Origin of the sequence: Micromonospora sp. L5, from assembly GCF_000177655.2 — a bacterium.
GTDB classification, from domain to species: domain Bacteria; phylum Actinomycetota; class Actinomycetes; order Mycobacteriales; family Micromonosporaceae; genus Micromonospora; species Micromonospora aurantiaca.
The window spans coordinates 5,438,681-5,462,809 of record NC_014815.1 but is presented as its reverse complement, the minus strand read 5'-3'; the positions used below and the strand labels follow the sequence as shown (position 1 = coordinate 5,462,809).

Here is a 24,129-nt window from a genome sequence, read left to right as displayed (position 1 = left end):
ATGCGCGCCATTCGCACACAGCGGCAACGTCCGCAATTTGCACCGGCGTCCATCCACCGTCGGCGATGTTCGCCCTGATCAGGGCCTATTGAAGATCATGGTTGCCTAAATCGGCGCGCGCGGCGGCGCGCCCGACTGTCAGCCGTTGCCCAGGTCACCCATTGCTCCGGGCTCGGGCGGCGTGTGATTGTGCACCAGCGAGCCGCCGACCCCCGGCGAATCGCGACGGTCGATCTGTCGACCCGGAGCCACGCCGGCAGCTCCGGTGACCGGCCGTCACCCTGCCTCGCACCACCGCGCCGCCCGTCCCCACCGGGCTCCGTGCGGCGCGCCTGTAGAACAGGAGCAAACCCCCGTGAAACTCTCACCTCGCCTCGCCGCGCTCACCGGCGCGGCCGCGGCCGGCCTGCTCGCCGCAGGCACCGCCGCCGCCGTGCAGGCCGCGCCACCCGGACCCGCCGCCCCCGACCCGGCGCAGGCCCGCGCGACCGCCGCCGACTCGGCCCGCGCCCTGGTCGCGAACCGCCCCGCCTACCTGCAGGCCGGCTCCGACGACGCGTTCGTCCAGAAGCCGGTCATCTCCTCCGAGGGCACCCAGTACGTGCCCTACGAGCGCACCTACAAGGGCCTCCCGGTGGTCGGCGGCGACTTCGTGCTCGCCACGGACTCGGCCGGCAACCTGAAGTACGCCTCGGTCGCCCAGCAGCGGCCCATCGGCGCCCTCGCCACCACGCCCGCGCTGACTCCGGCCGCCGCCGCGAAGACGGCGCGCGCCCAGCTCAAGACCGTGAACGCGGTCGAGGGCACCACGCTCGTGGTCTACACGCTCGGCGCCGCACCGGCGCTGGCCTGGGAGACCACTGTTCGCGGCACCGGCGCGGACGGGCCGAGCCGGCTCACCGTCGACGTCGACGCCCGCACCGGCGCGGTCCTGCGCAAGCAGGAGCACGTCGTCCGCGGCACCGGCACCGGCGCCTGGAACGGGCCCAGCCCGCTTACGCTCAACACCACCCAGTCGGGCTCCACGTACACCATGAAGGACCCGACCGTCACCAACCTGAGCTGCCAGGACGCGGCCAACAACACCACGTTCAGCGGCTCCGACGACGTGTGGGGCAACGGCACCGCCACCAACAAGGAGACCGGCTGCGTGGACGCGTTGTTCTCCGCGCAGACCGAGCACAAGATGCTCGCCCAGTGGCTGGGCCGCAACGGCGCCAACGGCAACGGCGGCTACTGGCCGATCCGGGTGGGCCTCAACGACCAGAACGCCTACTACGACGGCAGCCAGGTGCAGATCGGCAAGAACACCGCCGGCCAGTGGATCGGCTCGCTGGACGTGGTGGCGCACGAGATCGGCCACGGCATCGACGACAACACCCCGGGCGGCATCTCCGGCGGCGGCACCCAGGAGTTCGTGGCCGACACGTTCGGCGCGGCCACCGAGTGGTTCGCCAACGAGCCGTCCAGCTACGACGCGCCCGACTTCCTGGTCGGCGAGAAGATCAACCTGGTCGGCTCCGGCCCGATCCGCAACATGTACAACCCGTCGGCGCTCGGCGACCCGAACTGCTACTCCAGCAGCATCCCGTCGACCGAGGTGCACGCCGCGGCCGGCCCGGGCAACCACTGGTTCTACCTGCTCGCCAACGGCAGCAGCCCGACCAACGGGCAGCCGTCCAGCTCGACCTGCAACGGCAGCAGCGTGACCGGCCTGGGCATCCAGAAGGCCATGAAGATCATGTACAACGGCATGCTGCTGAAGACCTCGTCCTCGTCGTACCTGAAGTACCGGACCTGGACGCTGCAGGCGGCGAAGAACCTCTACCCGGGCAGCTGCGCGGAGTTCAACACGGTCAAGGCGGCCTGGGACGCGGTGAGCGTGCCGGCCCAGTCCGGTGACCCGACCTGCGCCGGCGGCACCCCGACGCCCACCCCGAGCACCACGACCACCCCGCCGTCGGGCGGCTGCTCCGGCAACAAGCTCGCCAACCCGGGCTTCGAGTCCGGCAACGTGAGCTGGAGCGCCTCGTCCGGCGTCATCACCACCGACAGCGGCCAGGCCGCGCACGGCGGCTCGTACAAGGCGTGGCTGGACGGGTACGGCTCGTCGCACACCGACACGCTCAGCCAGTCGGTGACGATCCCGGCCGGATGCCGGGCGACGTTGAGCTTCTGGCTGCACATCGACAGCGCGGAGTCGACCACCAGCACCGCGTACGACAAGCTCACCGTCAAGGCGGGCAGCACCACGCTGGCCACGTACTCCAACCTGAACAAGGCCACCGGCTACGTGCAGCGGTCCTTCGACATCTCGTCGCTCGCAGGCACCACGGCGACCATCTCGTTCAGCGGCGTGGAGGACAGCTCGTTGCAGACGTCCTTCGTCGTCGACGACACCGCGGTCACCCTGAGCTGACCGTGGCGTGCGCGGCCGGTCGTCGTCCTCCCGGCGGCCGGCCGCCTCGCCGTGTCAGGACCGGCGTCCCGCCGTGTCGGGCCGGCCGTTTCGCCGTGTCAGGCCCGGCGCGCGCCCTGGGACGCGGTGCCGCGGTCGCGGTGGATCCGCGCGGCCGCCTCGTGCATCGCGCGGCCGAACAGCTCGGCCTGGTCGCCCATGCTGCCGAGCCGGGCGGCGAGCGCGTCGGCGTCGGCCCGCGCCGACGCGCTGACCCGGGCGTCCAGCTCGGACAGCGCGGCGTTGGCGGCGGTGACGAAGTGTCCGCAGAGGACGTCGAAGGGCTCGCCGGCCAGCTCCGGGTCGATCGTCACGGAATCCAGCCGGCCACCCTGGACGGCGACCGCGCGGACCCGGCCGCCGGCGGCCGTGCCCTCGGCGCGCAGCAGGTCGCCGGGCTCGCCGTCGGCGTGCGCCGAGGCCCGGGAGCGCATCGCGGTGAGCGCCTGCTGCGTGCGGGTCAGCAGCTCGTCGATGCTCGCGGCCGCCGAGAACGGGTCGTTGGTCATATCCGCGCTTTCTTCACGTCTTAGCCGAGCATCGTGACACTAGCAACCGCCTCCGACGAATCGCGGTCACCGCCGTCGCGGACCGTCTCCCGGACGCCGGGAGCAGGCCGGACACCGTCGACGCGGCGTGTCGCGGACGGGGCGGACGCCCGGCCGGGGTCGCCCCGGCCGGGCGTTCTCGGACCGCTGTCAGCCCAGCCGCAGCCGCTGACCGGGGAAGATCAGGCCGGGGTCGTCGCCGACCACTGCGCGGTTGCGCTCGTGCAGGGCGCGCCAGCCGCCGTCGACGCGCTGCGTCACGGCGATCTCCGACAGCGTGTCCCCACGCCGGACCAGGTACGTCCCGGCGCCGGACGACGGCTGCGGCGCCACTGTCGTCGTAGCGCGCTCCGGCGCGGCCCTGCGGGTGGCCGCCCGCTCCGGCGCGGCCTCGCGCGTGGCGGCCCGCTTCGGGGCCGCCTTTGTGGTGGCCCGCTCGGACCGGGTCGCCGCGCTCGCCGAGCCGCCCTTCTTGCCGCAGACCGGCCACGCGCCGATGCCCTGGCCGCGCCGCACCTTCTCCGCGACGGCGATCTGCTCGGACCGGCTGGCCAGGTCGGCGCGCGCGGCGTACTTCTTGCCGCCGTAGCCGTTCCAGGTGGCGCGGGAGAACTGGAGCCCGCCGTAGTAGCCGTTACCGGTGTTGATCTTCCAGTTGCCGCCCGACTCGCAGCGCGCTACCGCGTCCCAGTTGACGCCCGCGCTGGCCGGAGCGGCCGGGCCGAACAGGCTCGCGGCGCCGACGGCGGCGCCGGCCAGGACCGCTCCGAGGGCGGTACGGCGGCTTCGGGCTGAGTATTCAGTTGCCATGTGGATTCCTCCACGCCGACGAGGTGAGCTGTCGGGTTCGGGCCGAGGAGCCCGGCCGCCGGTGGCGGCTTCACCCCGAGGTGACGATGCACCGTGGAACGTGTGGTTCCCCCGCTCCCGCGCGAGGTCCGGTTACCGGGGACGGCGGCGGGATTTGGCGTTTCCGGCCCGCGGTGTCCGCGTCTGCGAACGAAACCGACGCTAGGAGCGATTTGCGACGATCGTCCACTTCTTGTGACGCTCTTCACCCGGCCGGGCTACCGGCGGCGGCGCTACGGTGGCAGGGCCAGGCAAGATCACGGGAGGGCTTGACGGATGACCGATCACGGACACGAGCTGACCTTCGGCGGCTTCATCACCCCCGCCGCCGGGCAGCCCGACCAGGTCGTGGCGCTGGCCCGGCTGTGCGAGCAGGTCGGACTGGACCTGGTCACGTTCCAGGACCATCCCTACCAGCCGGGCTTCCTGGACACCTGGACGCTGATGTCCTACGTGGCCGCGGCGACCGAACGCATCCGCCTGGCCGGAAACGTCCTCAACCTGCCGTTGCGCCAGCCGGTGGTGCTGGCCCGCAGCGTCGCCAGCCTGGACCTGCTCACCGGCGGCCGGGTCGAGCTGGGACTCGGCGCGGGCGCGTTCTGGGACGCGATCGAGGCGGCGGGCGGGCGGCGCCTGTCCCCCGGCGCCGCCGTCGACGCCCTCGACGAGGCGATCCGGGTGATCCGCGAGGTCTGGGACACCGGCAGCCGCGGCATGATCCGTGTCGACGGCGAGCACTACCGGGTGGTCGGCGCCAAGCGCGGCCCGGCGCCCGCGCATCCGGTCGGCATCTGGGTCGGCGCCTACAAGCCGCGCATGCTGCGCCTGGTGGGCCGCGCCGCGGACGGCTGGCTGCCGTCCCTGTCGTACCTGCCCAAGGGCCCCGACGAGCTGCCCGCCCTGAACGCGCTCGTGGACGAGGGCGCCCAGGCCGCCGGGCGCGACCCGGCCGCGATCCGCCGCATGCTCAACGTGACCGGCACGTTCGCCCGCTCGTCGGCCGGTTTCCTGACCGGGCCGCCGGAGCAGTGGGTGGAGGAACTGGCCGGGCTCACCCTGGAGCACGGCATCACCACGTTCATCCTCGGCAGCGACGAGCCGCGCGCGATCCAGATCTTCGGCCAGGAGGTGGCCCCCGCGGTCCGGGAGCTGGTCGCCGCCGAGCGCGCCACGCCCGCCGGCGGCGCCCGGGAGGCCGCCGACGAGCCGACCACCGCCGGCGGCCCGAGCACGCTCCGCGTCACCCCCACCCCCGACCCGGGGGTACGCCTGAGCGCGCGCCGCCCGTGGGACGAGTCCACCCGCCCGAGCGCCCCGCCGCCGCCGGCCGGACACGTCTACCCGGCCCGGGGACAGGCCGCCGGGCAGCACCTGGTGGACGTGCACGACCACCTGCGCCAGGAGCTGGCCCAGGTGCGCGACCTGCTGGAACAGGTCAAGCAGGGCTCGGTCTCGCCGGGCCGGGCGCGGGCCGCGCTCAACGAGATGACCATGCGGCAGAACAACTGGACGCTCGGGGCGTACTGCGCGGCCTACTGCACGATGGTCACCCAGCACCACGGTCTGGAGGACGCCTCGGTCTTCCCGCACCTGCGCCGCTCAGAGGCCGGGCTGGCCGCGGTGCTGGACCGCCTCGAGGAGGAGCACGTGGTGATCCACGGGGTGGTGGAGAGCGTCGACCGGGCGCTCGTGGAGCTGGTCCGGCGGCCCGGCGACTTCACGCAGCTCCAAGAGGCGGTGGACCTGCTCACCGACACGCTGCTGTCGCACCTGTCGTACGAGGAGCACCAGATCGTCGAGCCGCTGGCCCGGCACGGGTTCTTCCCCGGCCAGCTGTGAGGTAGCTGACTTCTGCTTTCCTAAGTCAGGGGGTACCGTCGACGCCATGACGGACCTCCTTGCGCAGCGTGACTCATGGTCCACCGCCAACTGCTCGATCGCCCGGGCGCTGGAGGTGGTCGGCAACCGCACCACGCTGCTCCTGCTGCGGGAGGCGTCGTTCGGCACCCGCCGCTTCGACGACTTCGCCCGGCGGGTCGGCGTCAGCGAGCCGGTGGCCGCCGCACGCCTCAAGCAGCTCGTCGCCGACGGGCTGCTCGACCGGCGTCCCTACCGGGAGCCCGGGCAGCGCACCCGCGACGAGTACGTGCTCACTGCGAAGGGAAGCGACCTGATCCCGGTGCTCGTCGCGCTGCGGCAGTGGGGCGACACGTACGCCGCCGACGAGGCGGGCCCGGCGGTGCGGGTGGCCCACGAGGAGTGCGGCGCCGCGGTGCACGCCCGGCTGCGCTGCGGCGCGGGGCACGACGTACCCCCCGGCGAGCTGGCCGTCCTGCCCGGTCCGGGCCTGCTGTCCGCCTGACCCCTCCCTTCCCCACACCTCGGAGCGAGACATGAAGATCGCTGGAAGCACCGCCCTGGTCACCGGCGCCAACCGCGGCTTCGGCCGGCACCTGGCCGCCGAACTCGTCGCACGCGGCGCCACCGTCTGGGCCGGCGCCCGCAACCCGGACACCGTGGACCTGCCCGGAGTCACCCCGGTACGCCTCGACATCACCGACCCCGAGTCGGTGGCCGCCGCCGCGCAGCGGGCCGGGGACGTGACGCTGCTGGTCAACAGCGCCGGCGTGAGCACCGGCACCGACCTGCTCGACGGCGACCTCGCGCAGATCCGGCTGGAGATGGAGACGCACTACCTCGGCACGCTGTCGGTGGTACGGGCGTTCGCGCCGCAGATCGTGGCCAACGGCGGCGGCACGATCCTGAACGTGCTGTCGGCGCTGTCCTGGTTCACGTTCCCCGGCGTCGGCGCGTACGGCGCGGCGAAGGCCGCCGAGTGGTCGATGACGAACGCCCTGCGCCAGGAGCTGGCCGGCCGGGGCGTCCGCGTCGCGGGCCTGCACGTGGGCTACATGGACACCGAGATGGCCGCCGCCGTACCCGGCCCGAAGGCCCACCCGGCCGACGTCGCCCGGCTCGCCGCCGACGGCATCGAGTCCGACAGCTACGAGATCCTCGCCGACGACGTGGCGCGCCGGGTCCAGGCCGGACTGTCCGGCGGTGTGGCCGCGCTCTACCCCGCGCTCCCCTGAGCCGACCCGCCTCCAAGGTGGCGGCGCCACCTCGGCGAGCCGTTGCCGACCAACCGGCTGCCACGACAACCGCCTGAGGTCCCTCCAAACGGGACCAGCCTCCCCCACTCTGGGACACCCAAGCGCTCGTCCCCAGTCTGGGAGACCCACCGTGATCAACACCAGTTCGGCGAAATGGCGGGGTCAGAGCCCGTCCGATACCACCACTTCGGCGAGCTGGAGTGGATCACGCAACTGCCCGACCATCGACTTCCGAGCGGGGTCGACACCGGCTCGGCGAGGTGGCGGTATCGGTGGCATGCCGATACCGCCACTTCGGCGGCATGGAGTCGATCACGCCGGCCCGCCGGGGCGGGTCGGGCGAACCGGGTCGGGGTGGGGCTACAGGCCGCGGGCGAGACGGTCGGCGAGGATCCGGGTGAACCGGGCCGGGTCGGCCAGCTCGCCGCCCTCGGCCAGCAGCGCCATGCCGTACAGCAGCTCGGCGGTCTCGGTCAGCGCGGCCGTGTCGCCGCCCTCCCCGTGCGCCTTGCGCAGCCCGGTGACCAGCGGGTGGGCCGGGTTCAGCTCCAGGATCCGCTTGACCCGGGGCACTTCCTGGCCCATCGCCCGGTACATCTTCTCCAGCGTCGGCGTCATGTCGTGCGCGTCGCCCACCACGCAGGCCGGTGAGGTGGTCAGCCGGGTGGACAGGCGCACCTCCTTGACGCTGTCGGCGAGCGCGCCGCCGAGGAACGTGAGCAGGTCGGCGTACTCCTGCCGTTCCGCCTCGGCCTTCTCCTTCTCCTCCTCGGTCTCCAGGTCCACCTGCCCCTTGGCGACCGAGCGCAGCGTCTTCCCGTCGTACGCGCCGACGCGCTCGACCCACACCTCGTCCACCGGGTCGGTGAGGATCAGCACCTCGTAGCCCTTGGCGCGGAACGCCTCCAGGTGCGGCGAGTTCTCGATGGTGGCCCGGTTCTCGCCGGTGGCGTAGTAGATCTCGGTCTGGCCGTCCTTCATCCGCTCCACGTAGCCGCGCAGCGTGGTCGGCTCGGCCGGGTCGTGGGTGCTGGCGGTGCGAACCAGTTCCAGCAGCGTCTCGGTGTTGTCCGGGTCCTCCAGCAGACCCTCCTTTACCACCGCGCCGAACTCGGTCCAGAACGTGCGGTACGACTCGGCGGACATGTCCTTGAGCGTGGCGAGCACCTTCTTGACCAGCCGGCGGCGCACCGCGCGGATCTGCCGGTCCTGCTGGAGGATCTCCCGGGAGATGTTCAGCGACAGGTCGTGCGCGTCCACGACGCCCTTGACGAAGCGCAGGTAGTTGGGCATCAGCGCGTCGCAGTCGTCCATGATGAACACGCGCTTGACGTAGAGCTGCACACCCCGGCGGCCCTGCGGGGAGAACAGGTCGAGCGGGGCGTGCGACGGCAGGAACAGCAGCGCCTCGTACTCGAAGGTGCCCTCGCCGCGCATGTGGATCGTCTCGAGCGGGTCGGCCCAGTCGTGCGCGACGTGCCGGTAGAACTCCTTGTACTCGGCCTCGTCGACCTCGTCCCGCGAGCGCGCCCAGAGCGCCTTCATCGAGTTGAGCGTCTGCTCCTCGCGGGTGGTCGCGCCGTCCTCGCCGGGCTTGTCGACAGTCATCCGGATCGGCCACGAGATGAAGTCGGAGTAGCGCTTGACGATCTCGCGGATCGTCCACTCGGCGGTGTAGTCGTGCAGGTTGTCGTCGGTGTCGACCGGCTTGAGGTGCAGCGTGACCGAGGTGCCCTGGGGCGCGTCCTCGACCTCCTCGATCGAGTAGGTGCCCTCGCCCGCGGACTCCCAGCGGGTGCCGCCGGACTGCCCGGCGCGGCGGGTCAGCAGCGTCACCCTGTCGGCGACCATGAAGGTCGCGTAGAAGCCGACGCCGAACTGGCCGATCAGCTCCTGGGACGCGGCGGCGTCGGCGGACTCGCGCAGCTTGCGCAGCAGCTCGGCGGTGCCGGACTTCGCGATCGTGCCGATCAGGCCGACCACCTCGTCGCGGTTCATGCCGATGCCGTTGTCCCGCACAGTGAGCGTACGGGCGTCCTTGTCGACCTCGATCTCGATGTGCAGGTCGGAGGTGTCCGCCGACAGTTCCTTGTCGACGAGCGACTCCAGCCGCAGCTTGTCCAGCGCGTCGGACGCGTTCGAGATCAGTTCGCGCAGGAAGACGTCCTTGTTCGAGTAGATCGAGTGCACCATCAGCTGCAACAGCTGACGAGCCTCGGCCTGGAACTCCAACGTCTCGACGCGGTTGCTCACACCGACTCCCTCTCCTCTGGCGGGCCTACGGCGGAAAGGATACGAGGGGTGACGGCTGCGGCACGCACCGGCCGCCCCGGAAATCCACTGGTACAACCAGTTGACGGGTTGATGTGTTCGGGGCCACACTTCTGCGCATGACCTTCGATCCCGCGCCTCGTGTCTCGGTCTCCGACCACGTCTTCGGGCGGCTGCGCGACGCGATCGTGTCCGGCCGGTACGCACCGGGCGAGACGCTGCCCGGCGAGCGGGAGCTGGCCGGCGCGTTCGCGGTCAACCGGCACGCGGTCCGGGAGGCGCTGCGCCGCCTGCAACAGCTCGGCCTGGTCCGGGTCAGCCAGGGCGGCGCGACCCGGGTGCTGGACTGGCGGGTCCACGCCGGGCTGGACCTGGCGCTGTCCCTGGCCCGCTCCACTGACGTACTCCCGGTCGAGACGCTGGTGCGCGACATGCTGGAGATGCGGGCCTGCGTCGGGATCGACGCGGCCCGGCTCTGCGCCGAACGCGCGGACGCGGCGGTCGTCGCCGCCCTGGTCCGGGCCGCCGAGGAGTACGGCGACCTGGCCCCCGACCTGGACCTGATGAACGAGGCGAACATCGCCATCTGGCGGCTGGTCGTGCGCGGCAGCGGTAACACCGCCTACCAGCTCGCGTTCAACAGCCTCGTGGCCGGCACGTTCGCGGTCGGCGACGTCCCCCCGGACGCCCGCGCGGCCGAACTGCTGGACGTGGCCGGGCACCGCCGTCTCGCCGCGTCGGTCGCCTCCGGTCAGGGCGCGGCGGCGGCCCGGCACGCCCGGGCGCTGCTGACCGCGCCGGTCACCACCCCCACCACCCCCACACCCGGAAGGAAAGCGCGCGCATGATCCCCGCCGTGCTGTACGCCGTCCCGGCGTTCCTGCTCCTGATCGTCATCGAGGCGGTCTCCTACCGCTTCCTGCCCGACGACGACGAACGCGGCTACGAGCTGCGCGACACCACCACCAGCCTGTCGATGGGGCTGGGCAGCCAGATCATCGGCTTCCCGTGGAAGCTGCTCACAGTCGGCCTGTTCGCGGCGCTGTGGACCGTGGCGCCGGTGCACCTGTCGCCCGGCGACTGGTGGACCTGGGTGATCCTGTTCTTCGCCGACGACCTGGCCTACTACTGGTTCCACCGCTCGCACCACGAGGTACGCGTGCTCTGGGCCAGCCACGTCGTGCACCACTCCAGCGTCTACTACAACTTCTCCACCGCGTTGCGGCAGAGCTGGACGCCGATGACCTCGCTGCCGTTCTGGCTGCCGCTGGCGCTGCTCGGCATCCCGCCGTGGATGATCTTCCTCCAGCAGTCGGTCAGCCTGCTGTACCAGTTCTTCCTGCACACCGAGCGGATCAACGTGCTGCCCCGGCCGATCGAGTGGATCTTCAACACGCCGTCGCACCACCGGGTGCACCACGGCTCGAACACCGAGTACCTGGACCGCAACTACGGCGGCATCCTGATCGTCTGGGACCGGCTGTTCGGCAGCTTCGAGCCGGAGCGGGCCACCGCGCGCTACGGGCTCACCAAGAACATCGGCACCTACAACCCGCTGCGGGTGGCCACCCACGAGTTCGCCGCGATCTGGTCCGACGTACGCCGGGCCGACTCCTGGCGGCACCGCCTCGGTTACCTGTTCGGCCGTCCCGGCTGGCAGCCGGCCCGATGAGGCGCTCCTGGCTGCTGCCCCTGTTCGGGCTGGTCGCGGCCGTCGAACTGGTCGGGGTCGCGCTCGACTCGACCGCGCTCCAGTGGCTGGCCAAGCCGCTGCTCGCGCCGGTGCTGCTGGCGTACCTCTGGGCACACCGCCACCGCGTCGACGCGGTGGCGGTCGGCCTGGTCGCCGCCACCGCGGGCGACGTCGCCCTGCTCCTGCCGGGAGACACCGCGTTCCTGGCCGGCATGGGCTTCTTCCTGGTCACCCAGATCGCGTTCATCACCGCCTTCGTCCGGTACCGGCGTGCCCGGGGCGGGGCGTGGGCCGGTTACCTGCTCGCCTGGGCCGGCGCGAACGCGCTGCTCTGGGGCATGCTCGGGCCGCTGCGGCTGCCGGTGCTCGGCTACAGCCTGGCGCTGTGCCTGATGGCCGCCGCCGCGACCGGGGTGTCCGCGCGGGTCGCCGCGGGCGGGGCGCTCTTCCTCGTCTCCGACCTGCTCATCGGCGTGGGCGCGGCCGGTGTGGACCTGCCCGGGCGGGGCCTGCTGGTGATGACCACCTACTGCGCCGCGCTGCTGCTCATCACCACCGGCTGGGTGGCCGCGGCGCGCCCGGCGACCGGCCCGCAGCCACCCCCGGCGGGTACTCTGCTCGCGTGGCCAGGGAGAACGGGCGCAAGCTGATCGCCTCGAACAAGAAGGCGCGGCACGACTACGACATCCTCAAGACGTACGAGGCGGGCATCGTGCTGGCCGGCACCGAGGTCAAGTCGCTGCGCGAGGGGCGGGTGTCGCTGGTCGACGCGTTCGCCCAGGAGCGCGACGGCGAGATCATGCTGTACGGCCTGCACATCGCCGAGTACGGCTTCGGCACCTGGACCAACCACGCGCCCCGGCGCACCCGCAAGCTGCTGCTGCACCGGGTGGAGATCGCCCGGATCCTGGAGAAGCTGCGCGACGGCGGCATCACGCTGGTGCCGCTGTCGATGTACTTCGCCGACGGCTGGGCCAAGGTGGAGCTGGGCCTGGCCCGGGGCCGCCGGTCGTACGACAAGCGCCAGGCGCTGGCCGAACGGGACGCCAAACGCGAGATCGCCCGGGAGATGGGCCGCCGGCTCAAGGGCCGGACGGCGGCGCGGCGGGGCTGAGCGCGCCGTTTTCTGTCCCAGGGCGGTGGCACGCTGAGGCGCATGACCGATCTGACCTGGAACCCGCTGCTCCGCGAGCAGCTCACCTGGCACTGGACCTACCAGTTGCGCGACCGCCTCGCCGGGCTCACCGACGACGAATACCTCTGGGAGCCGGTCCCCGGCTGCTGGAGCGTGCGCCCGCGCGGCGACGACGGCATTCCGGCGATCGACTTCGCGATGCCGCAGCCGGACCCGCCGCCGTTCACCACCATCGCCTGGCGGCTGGCCCACGTCATCGTGGGCGTGCTGGCCATGCGCAACGCGTCGCACTTCGGCCGCGCGCCCACCGACTACGCCTCGTTCCCCTACTCCCCGACCGCGGCCGGCGCGCTGGCCCAGCTCGACGAGGAGTACGCCGCCTGGACGGCAGGGGTCGAGGCGCTCGGCGAGGACGGCCTCGCCCGCCCCTGCGGCCCGGCTGAGGGGCCGTTCGCCGACGTCCCGATGGCCACGCTCGTGCTGCACATCAACCGGGAGGTGATCCACCACCTGTCCGAGGTGTGCCTGCTGCGCGACCTGTACCGCCATACACCGGAAGCAGCGCGATGAATACAAGACTCCTTGTACATCATTCCTTGTCGGTCTAACCTGGCGGCATGACTGACGGAACCGGCAACCGGCGGGTGAGTGACCCGCGAGCCATGCGGGCGTTGGCCCACCCCACCCGGCTGCGGCTGCTCGGCGAACTGCGCCTGCGCGGCCCGCAGACGGTCGGCATGCTGAGCGAGCGGACCGGCGAGGCGGTCGGGTCGGTCAGCTACCACGTCGGCAAGCTGGCCGAGCACGGCTTCGTGGCCGAGGCGCCCGAGCTGGCCCGGGACCGGCGCGAGCGGTGGTGGCGGGCCGCGCACGCCACCACCGACTGGGATCCGCTCGAACTGCTGGACGACCCGGAGCGCCGCCTCGCCGGCAACATGCTGCGCCAGGCCGCCATGCAGCGCTATGTGGACCGCTACCAGGCATACCTGGAGTCGGAGGCGAGCCTCGACCCGGCGTGGGTCCGCGGCACCACCAGCAGCGACATGGTGCTGCGCCTGACACCTGACGAACTGGTCGAGCTGCGCGACGAGTTGTCCGCGCTGGGCCGGCGCTGGCAGGAGCGCGGCGCACCCGGCCGGCCCGGCGCCGAGATGGTCACGCTGATCTGGCAGGCGTACCGGGGGCCGCAGTGACCCGCGACCGCCGGCCCCTGGCCGGACTGCTGATCGGGCACGCCGTCTCGCTGACCGGCAACGTGCTCACGCTCATCGCGCTGCCGCTCTACGTCCTGGCCGAGACCGGCTCACCGGCCGCCACCGGGCTGGCCGGGGCGTTCGCCACCGCGCCCGTGGTGCTCGGCGGCGCGTTCGGCGGCGTGCTCGTCGATCGGATCGGCTACCGGCGCTCCAGCGTGCTCGCCGACGTGGTCTCCGGCGTGACGATCGCCGCCGTACCCCTGTTGCACGCCACAGTCGGCCTGCCGTTCCCGGCGCTGCTGGCCCTGGTCTTCGTCAGCGGCCTGCTCGACACGCCGGGGCAGACCGCGCGCACCGCGTTGCTGCCGGAGGCCGCCGCGGCGGCCGGGGTGCCGATCGAGCGGGCGGCCGGGTGGGAGGACGCGACCTCGCGCGGCGCCCGGATGATCGGCGCACCCGTGGCCGGCCTGCTGGTCGGTGTGTTCGGGGCGGTGCCGGTGCTGGCGCTCGACGCGGTGACGTTCGCCGTGTCGGCTCTCGTGGTGACGCTGCTGGTGCCGCGCGGCCTGCGGCCGTCCGACGACGGGAGCGAGCCGGAGACCGGCGGCTACTGGCGGCAGTTCGCCGCCGGGCTGCGCTTCCTGGTCCGGGAGCCGCTGCTGCGCGCCATGGTCCTGCTGGTGCTGGTGACGAACCTGTTCGACGCGGCGAAGAGCAACGTGCTGCTGCCGGTGGTCGCCGAACGGGAACTCGGCGGCCCGGCCGCGTTCGGCCTGCTGGTGGGTGTCATGGGTGGTGGGGCGCTGGTCGGCTCGCTGGTGTTCAGCGCGATCGGGCACCGGCTGCCCCGCCGGGCCACGTTCGTCACCGCGTACGTGCTGTGCGGCGCCCCACCACTGTGGGCGCTCGCCGCCGCGCCGCCGCTGCCGGTGGTGGCCGCCGTGGTGGCGATGGCCGGGCTGGCCGCCGGCGCGCTCAACCCGCTGATGGGCGCGGTCCAGTTGGAGCGGGTGCCGCCGGCCATGCGGGCCCGGGTGTACGGCGTGATCGGCGCCGGCGCGTGGGCGGCCATGCCGGCCGGCGCGGTCGGCGCGGGATTCGCCGCGGACCGGTTCGGCCCCACGTCCACGCTCGTCGTGATGGGCGCCTGCTACCTGCTGGTGGTGCTGACGCCACTGCTGGGCGGGCCGTGGCGGGACATGCGCCGATCCACTGTGGTGCGGCAGCGGGAGCCCGAGCCGACGTCGGAGCGCCAGCGGGAAGCGCTCTCTTGACATCGACCGACTTCATTCATACCTTCATCGAAGTCTATTTGTATGGTTTGTTAACCGTTGGGCGGGGCCGGCCGCCGTGACGGTAACGGCCACCACCCCCGCAGGAGGCGCCCCGTGCGCACCATCCGTACCCTCGCCGCCCTGGCGGTGACAGCGGTCGGCCTCACCGCCGCCCTCACCGCCGTCCCCAGCACCCCGGCGGCCGCCGCCCCCGGCGCGGTCACCTGGTCCGACGACTTCAACGGCCCGGCCGGGGCCGCCCCCGACGCGAGCAAGTGGCGCTACGACATCGGTGGCGGCGGCTGGGGCAACAACGAGCTCCAGTACTACACGAACAGCACCCGCAACGCCGCGCTCGACGGCAACGGCAACCTGGTCATCACCGCCCGCAAGGAGAACCCGGGCGGCTACTCCTGCTGGTACGGAAGCTGCCAGTACACCTCGGCCCGGCTGCTCACCAACGGCACGTTCGCCCAGGCGTACGGGCGGTTCGAGGCACGCATCAAGGTTCCGCGTGGACAAGGGCTGTGGCCGGCGTTCTGGATGCTCGGCAACGACATCGGCACGAACCCGTGGCCCGGCAGCGGCGAGATCGACATCATGGAGAACGTCGGCTACGCGCCGTCGACCGTCTGGGGCACGCTGCACGGCCCCGGCTACTCCGGCGGCGGCGGCGTCGGCGCGTCCACCTCGCTGCCAGGCGGCCAGGCGCTCGCCGACGCCTTCCACACGTTCACAGTGGACTGGGCGCCGGACTCGATCACCTGGTACCTCGACGGCGTCGCGTACTCCCGCAAGACGCCCGCCGACATCGGCGGCAACCGCTGGGTCTTCGACCACCCGTTCTTCATGATCATGAACGTGGCGGTCGGCGGCAACTGGCCCGGCTCGCCGGACGGCAGCACCACGTTCCCGCAGACCATGACCGTCGACTACGTCCGCGTCCAGGCCTGGGACAACGGCGGCGGGGGCACCGGCGGCCAGATCGTCGGGTACGGCAACAAGTGCGTGGACGTGGCGAGCGCCAGCACCGCCAACGGCACCCCGGTGCAGCTCTGGACGTGCAACGGCACCGCCGCCCAGCGCTGGACCTGGAACGCCGACGGCTCGGTCCGCGCACTCGGCAAGTGCCTCGACGTGGCCGCCGGATCGACCGCGAGCGGCGCCAAGGTGCAGCTCTACGACTGCAACGGCACCGGCGCGCAGAAGTGGGTGTTCAGCGCGGCCGGGGACATCGTGAACCCCCAGGCGAACAAGTGCCTGGACGCGACGGGTCCCAGCTCGGCCGACGGCACCCGGCTGCAGATCTGGGACTGCACCGGCGGCGCCAACCAGAAGTGGCGGCGCTGACCGGTCCCCGACCCGGGGCGGGCGGCACCCCGCCCGCCCCGGCGCCCCTCATCCCCCGCCCCCGCCCCGCCCTCCCTCCCCCTCTCCCCCGCGATCTTGCACTTTCGGCCCGAGCGGTGACGTGAATGTCCCATTCGCCCGGGCACAAACTGCAAGACGCTTCTATGTCTGTGGTGATCGGTTCGGCTGATTGCCGTTAGGGTTCGGCGTTGGTGATCACTTGGGTGGCTCTTCGTTGATCCGGCCGCCTGTGGTGTGGGTGTGCCTTGTGCAAGACCTGTCCCCGGGTGATCGTCGGCGCCGGCCCGGCCCACCCTGCTGGCCTGATCAGAAGCCTGCCCGTGCGAGCACACGTGGCCCATCACAGATTTGCCGCCGAGGTGATGTCTTCCCGAGCCGACGCCGACTGTCCCGGTCGTCGCTGGCAAAGGAGCAACAATCCGAGATGAGAAGGATCGTAGAACGGGTCGCGGATCGCTATGACGTGGTGGTGGGGGTCGATACTCACACCGATACGCATACCGCCGCCGTGGTGGACCGACTCGGTGGGGTGTTGGCGCAGGTCACGGTGTCCACTGACCCGGACGGGTTGAGCCGGTTGTTGGCCTTCGCCGTCGCGCACACCCCACCGCAGGGGCGCCGGTTGTGGGCGGTGGAGGGCACCCGGTCACACGGGCAAGGGCTGTGCCGGCTGCTGACCGCTGCTGACGAACCCGTCTGCGAGGCACCCAAGCCCCCCGCTGCGGCCCGTCGTCGGGGCGGCAAGTCCGACCAGCTGGACGCGGTCGCCGCCGCCCATACGGTGCTGGCGCTGCCCGCTGAGCGCATCGCCGTGCCCCGCAGCGACGGCCCACGCGAGGCCCTGCGTCTGCTGCTGATCTGCCGCCGGCACCACACCGATGCCCGCACCGCCGCGGTCAACCTGGTCAAAGCGTTGATCCTGACCGCTGACGACACTCTGCGCGAGGCGCTACGCGGGCTGTCCACCACCATCCAGATCGCCCGCCTGGCCGCCCTCGAACTGCCCGAAACCACCGCCCTGCCCTGCGAGGAACACACCCGCCGCCGCGAACTGGTCACCCTCGCCCGGCACATCCACATCCTCGACGCCACACTGGCCGACAACCACCAGCGCCTACGAGCCCTCGTCACCGAACTGTGCCCGCCCCTGCTCGACCAACCCGGAGTCGGACCCGTCACCGCCGCGATCGCCCTCACCGCCTGGTCCCACCCCGGCCGCGTCCGCTCAGAAGCCGCCTACGCCACCCTCGCCGGCGCCGCCCCCATCCCCGTGGCCAGCGGCCGCACCGACCGACACCGCCTCAACCGCGGCGGCGACAGAACCCTCAACAGCGCCCTGCACACCATCGCCCTGACCCGCCGACGCATCCACCCCGAAACACGCGACTACATCACCCGACGCCACGCCGAAGGCCGCACCACCAGAGAAATCACCCGCTGCCTCAAGCGCTACATCGCCCGACAGCTCTACCGCACCATCACCACCCACCACCAAACCCCTTGACAACCCCACTCACAGATCAGCGAGGGCTGCCGGCCCGGGGCTGCCCGCCCTGGAGGGTCGGGGACGGCGTTGCGTTTCTCTGGGCGGGTCTGGGATACCGTGAGGTCCGTTTCGCTCCCGCGAGACCAGGTCATCGCTCTACTGGAAGCGCGATCATGGATGAGTCGACCGGCGCGCTGACGTCGATGAGCGGGTTCACGCCGGAACCGATCCCCACCGCCCGGCTGGTCCTGCTGCCGCTGGGTGTCGAGCATGCCGAGGAGATGGCCGCCGTCCTCGCCGACCCGGCGCTGCACACCTTCATCGGCGGCGAACCCGCCACCCCGGCGGCGTTGCGGGCCCGCTACGAACGGCTTGTCGCCGGCTCGCCCGACCCGGCCGAGTCGTGGTGCAACTGGGTCATCCGGCTCCGGGACGGCGGCCGGCTGACCGGCTTCGTCCAGGCCACAGTCACCGAGGCACACGGGACGGTGACGGACGCCGCCACGGCGGGCGCGCGGGCGGTAGGACACCGGCACCTCGACGAGGCGACACCGGCCACCGCGGGACCGGTCGCGGAGATCGCCTGGGTGGTGGGAACACGGTGGCAGGGGCGCGGGATCGCCACCGAGGCCGCCCGTGGCATGGTCGGCTGGATGGGGCGGCGCGGTGTGCGTACCCTCGTGGCCCACATCCATCCCGACCACCGCGCGTCGGCCGCGGTGGCCACGGCCTGCGGCCTGGCCCCGACCGACGTGTGGCACGACGGCGAGGTCCGCTGGACCGGACCTGCCGCCCTGTCTCCCCCGCCTGCCCGGAGTTGACCAAGGAGTTCGTGTCGGAGACGACGTCCGATCCGGACACGAACTCCTTGATCACCGGGGCCGGGGGGGGTTCAGAAGGGGGCGTCTACTGAGAGGCGGCGGACCTGGGTCAGGTAGGGGTCCAGCTCGCCCACCTCGAAGCGGCACGTGCCGATGACGTGCCAGAACTGGCCGCCCGGGTCGCCGTCCAGCTTGTACCGGCCGTCCGGGCTGACCGCCGCCCACCCGTCCGGCAGGCCGATGAGCGTGGTCCGCAACTGGGCGTGCTCGGGGTCGGCCACGTCCCACAGCCGTACCGTGCCGTCGTCACCGGCGCTGGCGAGCAGGCTGCTGTCCGGGCTGAAGTGCACCGACCAGACGCGCCGGGTGTGCGCCGCAAGGGTGCCGTGCAGCCGGCCGGTGACCGGATCCCACAGCCGGATCACCAGGTCGTCGCCGGCGGTGGCGAGCAGGTTGCCGTCCGGGCTGAACGCGCAGGACCAGAGCCGGCCGTCGTGCTCGGTGAGCACCAGGCGCCGCTCGCCGGTGACCGCGTCCCAGACCACCGCCGTGCCGTCGTTACCGGCGCTGGCGAGCAGCGTGCCCTCGCTGTTGAAGCCGACCGAGTAGACCCGGTCGGTGTGGTGTTCGAGCGTGAGCCGGCAGGTGGCGGTGGCGGCGTCCCAGAGCCGTACCGCCTGGTCGTCGCAGCCGGTGGCGATGGTCTCGCCGTCGGGGCTGAACGCGACGGTGCGCACGCGCCCCCGGTGCGGGGTGAGCGTGGCGAAGTGCCGGCCGGTACGGCGGTACCACAGGCGTACCGTGTCGTCGTCGTTGGCGGTGGCGAGTGCGTCGCCGTCGGGGCTGAACGCGACCGCCCAGACGTGGTCGGTGTCCACGTTGAGTTCGCGCTCGTCGGCACCCGTGTCGGTGTTCCACAGGTGCACGCCGCCGTCGCCGCTGGGCGTGGCCACCAGCGGTTCATCCGGGCAGAACACCACGGACAGCAGCCGGTCGGCCGGGCTGGCGAGCTGCCGCACCAGGCGGCCGGTGCGCGGCTCCCAGAGCCGGATCACGCCGTCGTTGCCGCAGGCGGCGAGCACCTCGCCGTCGTCGCGGAAGGACAGCGCGGTGACCTTGCGGCCGTGCCCGCGCAGCGTGTGCTGGAGCTGCCCGCTGCGGACGTCCCACAGCCGGGTGGTGCCGTCGTTGCTGCTGGTCGCCACCTGGTTCTGGTCCGGCCGCCAGACCACCGGCCACACCGAGCCGCGGTGCCGGGTCAGCTCGTGCCGCACCTGCCCGTCGTCGGTGTCCCAGAGCTGGATCGCGCCGTCGCTGGCGGCGGTGGCGAGCAGGCTGCCGTCGCCGTTGAACCGGACGCTGTAGATCGCGCCGCGCTGCCGGCCGAGCACCCGCACCGGCCGGCCCGTCTCGGTCTCCCACAGCCGCAGCGCGCCGTGCGTGTCGCCGGTGGCCATCAGCGTGCCGTCGGGGTGGATGTCGAGGGCGTACACGTCGGCCTCGTGGCCGCGCGGCGCGCGCAGCAGCTCGCCGTCGGTGGCCCGGCGGATCCAGACGCGGCCGTGCTGCCCGACGGCGGCCAGCAGCCGGCCGTCCGGTGAGTGCACGACCCGGTAGACCACCTCGGGCTCCTGCACCTCGAACGCCAGCTTGCCGGTGGGGATGTCCCAGCCGCGGACCGTGCCGGCGCTGTCGGCCACCACCACGCGCCGCCCGTCCGGGCTGAACGAGGTGCCCCAGATCGGCGCGGAGTGGCCGGGCCACTCGTGACGCAGCCGGGCGCCACGGGTGTCGTAGAGCCGCACCACGCCGGCCGCGTCGCCGACCACCAGGCGGCCGCGGCGGCCGTCGGTGAGCATCGGCCACACCCAGCCGGTGAAGACGTCCTCGATGACGTGCCGCACGTCGCCGTGGTCGGCGTCCCACAGCCGTACGGTGAGGTCGGCCGAGCCGGTGACGAGCTGGTGGGACGCGGCGTCGTAGCGGACCGCGTACACCCGGGACCGGTGTCCCTGGAGCGTGCGCACCGGCAGCCCGGTGGCGGTGTCGCAGAGCAGCACACCGCCGTCGTCGCTGCCGACGGCGAGCACCGCGCCGTCCGGGCTGTACGCCACCGGAACCGGCAGCCGGCCCACCTCGAAGCCGTAGCCGACGCCCACGGCGGGCGGGGCCAGGCCCGGCGCGACCGGACGGCCCGGCGCGACGACGGCGCCGCGCAGTTCCGGGGCGCGCAGCAGCGCCGGGTCGGCGCTGACATCGATCAGCGCGGTGCGGTGCCAGCTGCTGCCGGCCACGCGCGCACCCCGCAGGTCGGTACGGAACAGGCGGGCGCCGGCCATCTCCGCGTCGCGCAGGTCGGCCCCGGCGAGGCGGGCCTGGTCCAGGCGGGCGCCGCGCAGCCGGGCGTGCTCCAGCCGCGCCTCGGTCAGGTTCGTGGCGACCAGCCGCGCGTCGGTCAGGTCGGCCCCGGTCAGGTCGGCCCCGGCGAGCTCGCGGTGCGACAGGTCCTCGCCGCGCAGCACCGCGCCGCGCAGATCGGCCCGGTCGGGCAGGCGCAGCCGGGCGGACAGCCGCAGCGCGTTGGCGCGCAGCGTCTCGCCCGCCGACTCGTCACCGAGCACCCGGGCGGTCCACGCGGTGCAGCGGGCCGGGTCGGCGAGGTCGCCGAGGAACTCCACCGCGAGCGCGGACAGCGACCGGACCGCCAGCGCGCCCGGCTCCTCGCCCCTGTTGATCTGCTCGGCCACCCCCTCGGCCACGAGCCACTCCATCACCGAGGTGTGGATGAACCCGAACAACCCGTCGTCGGTACGGACCAGCAGGCTGCCCGCGCCGACCGCGTGCGCAGCCTGCGGGCCGGACAGCCGCGAGTCGGCCCGCCCGGCGAGCTGACCGGTGGACTCGGCCAGCTCGGCCAGGCGCAGGTATGCCTCGCCGCTCTCCCAGAGCTGGAACGCCAGCCGGCTGACCGCCTGCCACAGCTCGGGCCGGCGCAGGCTGACCGGTGCGCCCGGGATGCCCTGGGTGCGGCGCTCCTCGAAGTCCAGCCAGGACTCCAGGATCTCCCGGTACAGCGCGGCGGCGCTGAACGTGCCGCCCGCCCCGGCCACCGCGGCGAGCCGCCCCTCGTCCAGGTTGGCGATGAAGCCGAGCATGCGCGGGTTGCGGGAGAGCCCGAGCAGGTCCTTCACGCCGGCGAGCAGGTCCATCCGCTCGCGGGCGGCCCGCTCGTCGCCGCCGTACCGGTTGCGCAGGAAAGCCTCGATCTGCCCGGGGGTGAAGTCCTCCACCGCGAGCACGCGCCGGTGCGGCAGCAGGCCGACCCGCTCGCCGAGCGCGGTCAGCACCTGCGAGTTGGTCTTGAAGTGCTGGGTACGGCTGCTCACCACGATCTTCGCGTTGCCCTCGGCGGCCTGGAGCAGCGTCTCCAGGTGGTCGGCCGCCCGGTCGTACGTCACCCGGGCGACCAGCTCGTCGAACCCGTCGAACAGCAGCACGATGCGACCCTGGCGCAGCATGTAGCGGAACGCCTTGAGGTCGATCACCTGCTCGCCGTGGTTGGCCAGGTGCGCGGCGACCAGGCCGTCCACGGAGTGCGCCTTGTCGAGCGCCCGCAGCTCCACCAGGATCGGGATCAGGTCGGGCGCGGCGGTGGGCAGCCGCCGGGCCACCTCCCGCAACGCGAACGTCTTGCCCCGGCCGAAGTCGCCGAGCACCAGCACGAACCGGCCGTCCGGCGCGGAGACGGTCTCCAGCAGCTCGTCCACCACGTCGTCGCGGACGCGCTGGTCGGCGCCGACGAGGTGGCGGTAGCGCTGCGGCACGTACTGCCCGGGCGGGTAGAGCCGGTCCGCCTGAAGCCGGGCGGTCTGCGCGGCGACGTACTCGCGCAGGTCGAGCAGGCCCTGGAACTCGGTCAGGTGCAGCACGCGTACGCCCCGCCGCTGTGCCTCCTCGGCGAGCCCGCGTGGCACGCGGTCGCCGTCGTAGACCAGCTCGGAGGCGATGTCCGGGTCGGTGGCGTGCACCCGCCGGGCAAAGACGTCCACGTCGGCGGCGGTGGGGGTGCCCACGTGCGCGCCGACGCGTTGCTGACGGACCACCCCGTCGGAGCGGTAGCTGATGTAGAGGTGCGGCGGGTCGGTGCCGACGCGGCGCACCACCACCCGGTCGTAGCGGGCCTCGCAGACCTCGGCGAGCCGGTCCAGCAGCCGCTGCACCGGTGCGACCGGCGCGGCGGCCACCGCGGCGCCCTGGGTGGCCCCCTCGACGGCGACCGGACGGCGCGGGTCGGGTACCTGGGCCGGGCCGGACGCGCCGAAGGTGGCCTCGGCGTGCGGCCAGGACACGGCGGTCACCGCGCCGCCGGCCAGCCGGTCGTCGCGGCCGAGCACCCAGCGGGTCATCCCGTCCGCGCCCAGCCGCAGCACCTGCGCCCGGCCGTCGCGGGGCGCGGCGGCCAGCGGCACCACCGGGTCCACCCGGGCCGACGGCGCGGCGTCGGAGAGCAGCAGGTCGAGCATCGGGCCGACCAGCCGGTTGACCGAGCCCCGGTCGCGCAGCGACACCGGGTCCGGCGGCACCTCGTCGGCGTACGGGCTGCGCGCCCCCGGCGCGTGCGCCATCGCGCCCAGCCGCAGCCAGCCGGACTGCTGGTAGTGGCGCAGCCGCTGGGCGAACCAGCTGGACTGCGCCTCGCCGAGGAAGCCGTACCGGTCCTCCTCGCGGTGGGTGATGGCGATGGTGGAGTTCAGCCCGGCCACCACCACCCGCAGGTCGGGCACCGGGAACAGCGTCCAGGGCTGCTCGCTGTCGAAGATGCGGTCGTCGAGGCCCTGGTAGAGGTCGTCGAACAGGCGCGCGTAGTGCCGCCACTTCGGCCAGTACGGCGGCTGCGGGTCGACGTCGTCGGCCTCACAGGTGGCGAAGTACGCGCGGCAGGCGGCCATCGTCACGTCGCGCGGGCCGGGCACCACGACGAGCCGGTGCGGCTCCAGCCCGAGCAGCACCCGCAGGCCGGTGAGGAAGCTCAGCGCGTCGGAGAACTCGCGCGGGCTGCCCGACTCGGTGAGGTTGCCGGCGACGACGAGCAGGTCCGGCCGGGGCACGCCGTCGTTCATCAGCAGCGTGAGGTCGCCCATCAGGTGTTCCTGCACCTCGCCCGGGGTGACCGGCGCGCCGGGGGTGATCACGCCCCGGCCGAAGCGCGGCCCGGCGACCTGGAGCACGGTGACGGTGTCCCGGGCGGTCGGTGGCGCCGCCGCGGCGGGCGGGAACGGCGGCGGGTTGATCGGGGTACGCCGGGCGCGGCGGGGCGCGGGCGCTCCGGCGGCCGGTGCGGCGAGCACCCCGTGCGGGTCGGCCGGGTGGTGCGGGAACGCCGGCTGCCGCATCGGCTTGGCCCGGCCGTCGAGCGCCTCCCGGATGCGGTCGAGCACCCGGTTGCGGGCCTGCGCCGGGTCGTCCACGCCGACCAGGTCCACATAGGTGATGGTGGCGAGCAGGCCGTCGATCGGGCAGTCCTCGACGCGTACCGTGACGAGCTTGTTGCCGGTGCCGTCCGGGTCGGCGCGCAGCGCGGCCTGCCACTCCAGCTTGCCGTACGTGGAGTGCAGGTAGCGTTCGGACAGCACCGCCACCACCACCTCGGCCTCACGGACGCCGCGGTCCATGAAGTCGATGAAGTTGGTGCCTGCCACGAAGTCCCACGCCTGCAGCAGCGTGCGGTAGCCGGCCGCCTCGAACTCCCACGCCAGCCACGTGGCCCAGCGTTCGTCGGCCGGCGAGTAGCTGATGAAGAAATCGATGGGGCGGTCGGACCGGGTGGGGTGCGCGCCTACAACCACATGGTCATTATGGCCACCGACGGTCAACAGATCGACACCCTCGGCAGCTCGGATCGTCCCGCGTCGGG

At 72.9% G+C, this 24,129-nt stretch carries 18 protein-coding genes and 1 riboswitch; of the genes, 14 read left to right on the top strand and 4 right to left on the bottom strand.

What is annotated here, in order from left to right; translation table 11 throughout:
• The first annotated feature begins 355 nt into the window (after nucleotides 1-355).
• On the top strand, nucleotides 356-2,419 hold the full coding sequence (locus tag ML5_RS25095) for a M4 family metallopeptidase (RefSeq protein ID WP_013286503.1): 2,064 nt from the start codon (nucleotides 356-358) through the stop codon (nucleotides 2,417-2,419).
• A 98-nt stretch (nucleotides 2,420-2,517) separates the two neighbouring features.
• Here ML5_RS25095 and ML5_RS25090 read toward each other — a convergent pair whose 3' ends face one another.
• Together ML5_RS25090 and ML5_RS25085 are read right to left on the bottom strand one after the other, a co-directional pair.
• Nucleotides 2,518-2,967: a YbaB/EbfC family nucleoid-associated protein gene (locus tag ML5_RS25090; RefSeq protein ID WP_013286504.1), complete on the bottom strand. Its 450-nt coding sequence runs from the start codon at nucleotides 2,965-2,967 to the stop codon at nucleotides 2,518-2,520.
• Between the two features lie 189 nt (nucleotides 2,968-3,156).
• Nucleotides 3,157-3,816 (bottom strand): transglycosylase family protein, encoded by a 660-nt coding sequence (locus tag ML5_RS25085; RefSeq protein ID WP_013476658.1) that lies wholly within the window; start codon nucleotides 3,814-3,816, stop codon nucleotides 3,157-3,159.
• Nucleotides 3,815-3,986, bottom strand: a riboswitch (cyclic di-AMP (ydaO/yuaA leader). It overlaps the preceding gene by 2 nt.
• Before the next feature lie 145 nt (nucleotides 3,987-4,131).
• Here ML5_RS25085 and ML5_RS25080 point away from each other — a divergent pair.
• From ML5_RS25080 to ML5_RS25070, 3 genes are read left to right on the top strand one after another with little or no spacing between them, the layout of a single operon-like run.
• Nucleotides 4,132-5,694 (top strand): LLM class flavin-dependent oxidoreductase, encoded by a 1,563-nt coding sequence (locus tag ML5_RS25080; RefSeq protein WP_013476657.1) that lies wholly within the window; start codon nucleotides 4,132-4,134, stop codon nucleotides 5,692-5,694.
• Nucleotides 5,695-5,740: 46 nt separating this feature from the next.
• Nucleotides 5,741-6,217, top strand: coding sequence for a helix-turn-helix domain-containing protein (locus ML5_RS25075; protein WP_013286507.1), 477 nt, complete (start codon nucleotides 5,741-5,743; stop codon nucleotides 6,215-6,217).
• A 31-nt stretch (nucleotides 6,218-6,248) separates the two neighbouring features.
• Nucleotides 6,249-6,947: an SDR family oxidoreductase gene (locus ML5_RS25070; RefSeq protein ID WP_013476656.1), complete on the top strand. Its 699-nt coding sequence runs from the start codon at nucleotides 6,249-6,251 to the stop codon at nucleotides 6,945-6,947.
• Between the two features lie 381 nt (nucleotides 6,948-7,328).
• Here ML5_RS25070 and htpG read toward each other — a convergent pair whose 3' ends face one another.
• A complete protein-coding gene (gene htpG, locus ML5_RS25065) occupies nucleotides 7,329-9,221 on the bottom strand; it encodes a molecular chaperone HtpG (protein WP_013476655.1) in 1,893 nt (630 codons plus the stop codon).
• 137 nt (nucleotides 9,222-9,358) lie between these two features.
• Between htpG and ML5_RS25060 the strand changes: the two genes are divergently transcribed.
• The 10 genes from ML5_RS25060 to ML5_RS25015 all read left to right on the top strand — a co-directional run bounded on the left by ML5_RS25060 (nucleotide 9,359) and on the right by ML5_RS25015 (nucleotide 18,215).
• Entirely contained in the window at nucleotides 9,359-10,087 is a 729-nt protein-coding gene (locus ML5_RS25060; protein WP_013476654.1) for a FadR/GntR family transcriptional regulator, read from the top strand.
• A complete protein-coding gene (locus ML5_RS25055; RefSeq protein WP_013476653.1) occupies nucleotides 10,084-10,911 on the top strand; it encodes a sterol desaturase family protein in 828 nt (275 codons plus the stop codon). Before ML5_RS25060 ends, ML5_RS25055 begins: the two co-directional genes overlap by 4 nt.
• Nucleotides 10,908-11,582 carry a lysoplasmalogenase gene (locus ML5_RS25050; RefSeq protein ID WP_013476652.1) on the top strand — a complete coding sequence of 225 codons (675 nt, stop codon included), beginning with the start codon at nucleotides 10,908-10,910 and terminating at the stop codon, nucleotides 11,580-11,582. The genes ML5_RS25055 and ML5_RS25050 overlap by 4 nt, the downstream gene beginning before the upstream one ends.
• Complete coding sequence (smpB, locus tag ML5_RS25045; RefSeq protein WP_013286513.1) at nucleotides 11,555-12,046, top strand: SsrA-binding protein SmpB; 492 nt, start codon at nucleotides 11,555-11,557, stop codon at nucleotides 12,044-12,046. Before ML5_RS25050 ends, smpB begins: the two co-directional genes overlap by 28 nt.
• A gap of 42 nt (nucleotides 12,047-12,088) precedes the next feature.
• Nucleotides 12,089-12,637: a DinB family protein gene (locus ML5_RS25040; protein ID WP_013476651.1), complete on the top strand. Its 549-nt coding sequence runs from the start codon at nucleotides 12,089-12,091 to the stop codon at nucleotides 12,635-12,637.
• A gap of 47 nt (nucleotides 12,638-12,684) precedes the next feature.
• Nucleotides 12,685-13,260 carry a helix-turn-helix domain-containing protein gene (locus ML5_RS25035; protein WP_013286515.1) on the top strand — a complete coding sequence of 192 codons (576 nt, stop codon included), beginning with the start codon at nucleotides 12,685-12,687 and terminating at the stop codon, nucleotides 13,258-13,260.
• Nucleotides 13,257-14,537 (top strand): MFS transporter, encoded by a 1,281-nt coding sequence (locus ML5_RS25030; protein ID WP_013476650.1) that lies wholly within the window; start codon nucleotides 13,257-13,259, stop codon nucleotides 14,535-14,537. The genes ML5_RS25035 and ML5_RS25030 overlap by 4 nt, the downstream gene beginning before the upstream one ends.
• 114 nt (nucleotides 14,538-14,651) lie before the next feature.
• The gene (locus ML5_RS25025) at nucleotides 14,652-15,887 is read left to right on the top strand and encodes a glycoside hydrolase family 16 protein (protein ID WP_013286517.1); all 1,236 of its coding nucleotides are present in this window, start codon (nucleotides 14,652-14,654) and stop codon (nucleotides 15,885-15,887) included.
• A 445-nt stretch (nucleotides 15,888-16,332) separates the two neighbouring features.
• Entirely contained in the window at nucleotides 16,333-17,412 is a 1,080-nt protein-coding gene (locus tag ML5_RS25020; RefSeq protein WP_013473518.1) for an IS110 family transposase, read from the top strand.
• A 155-nt stretch (nucleotides 17,413-17,567) separates the two neighbouring features.
• Nucleotides 17,568-18,215 (top strand): GNAT family N-acetyltransferase, encoded by a 648-nt coding sequence (locus ML5_RS25015; RefSeq protein WP_013476649.1) that lies wholly within the window; start codon nucleotides 17,568-17,570, stop codon nucleotides 18,213-18,215.
• Nucleotides 18,216-18,286: 71 nt separating this feature from the next.
• Here ML5_RS25015 and ML5_RS25010 read toward each other — a convergent pair whose 3' ends face one another.
• On the bottom strand, nucleotides 18,287-24,061 hold the full coding sequence (locus ML5_RS25010) for a TIR domain-containing protein (protein ID WP_013476648.1): 5,775 nt from the start codon (nucleotides 24,059-24,061) through the stop codon (nucleotides 18,287-18,289).
• Between the last annotated feature and the right edge of the window lie 68 nt (nucleotides 24,062-24,129).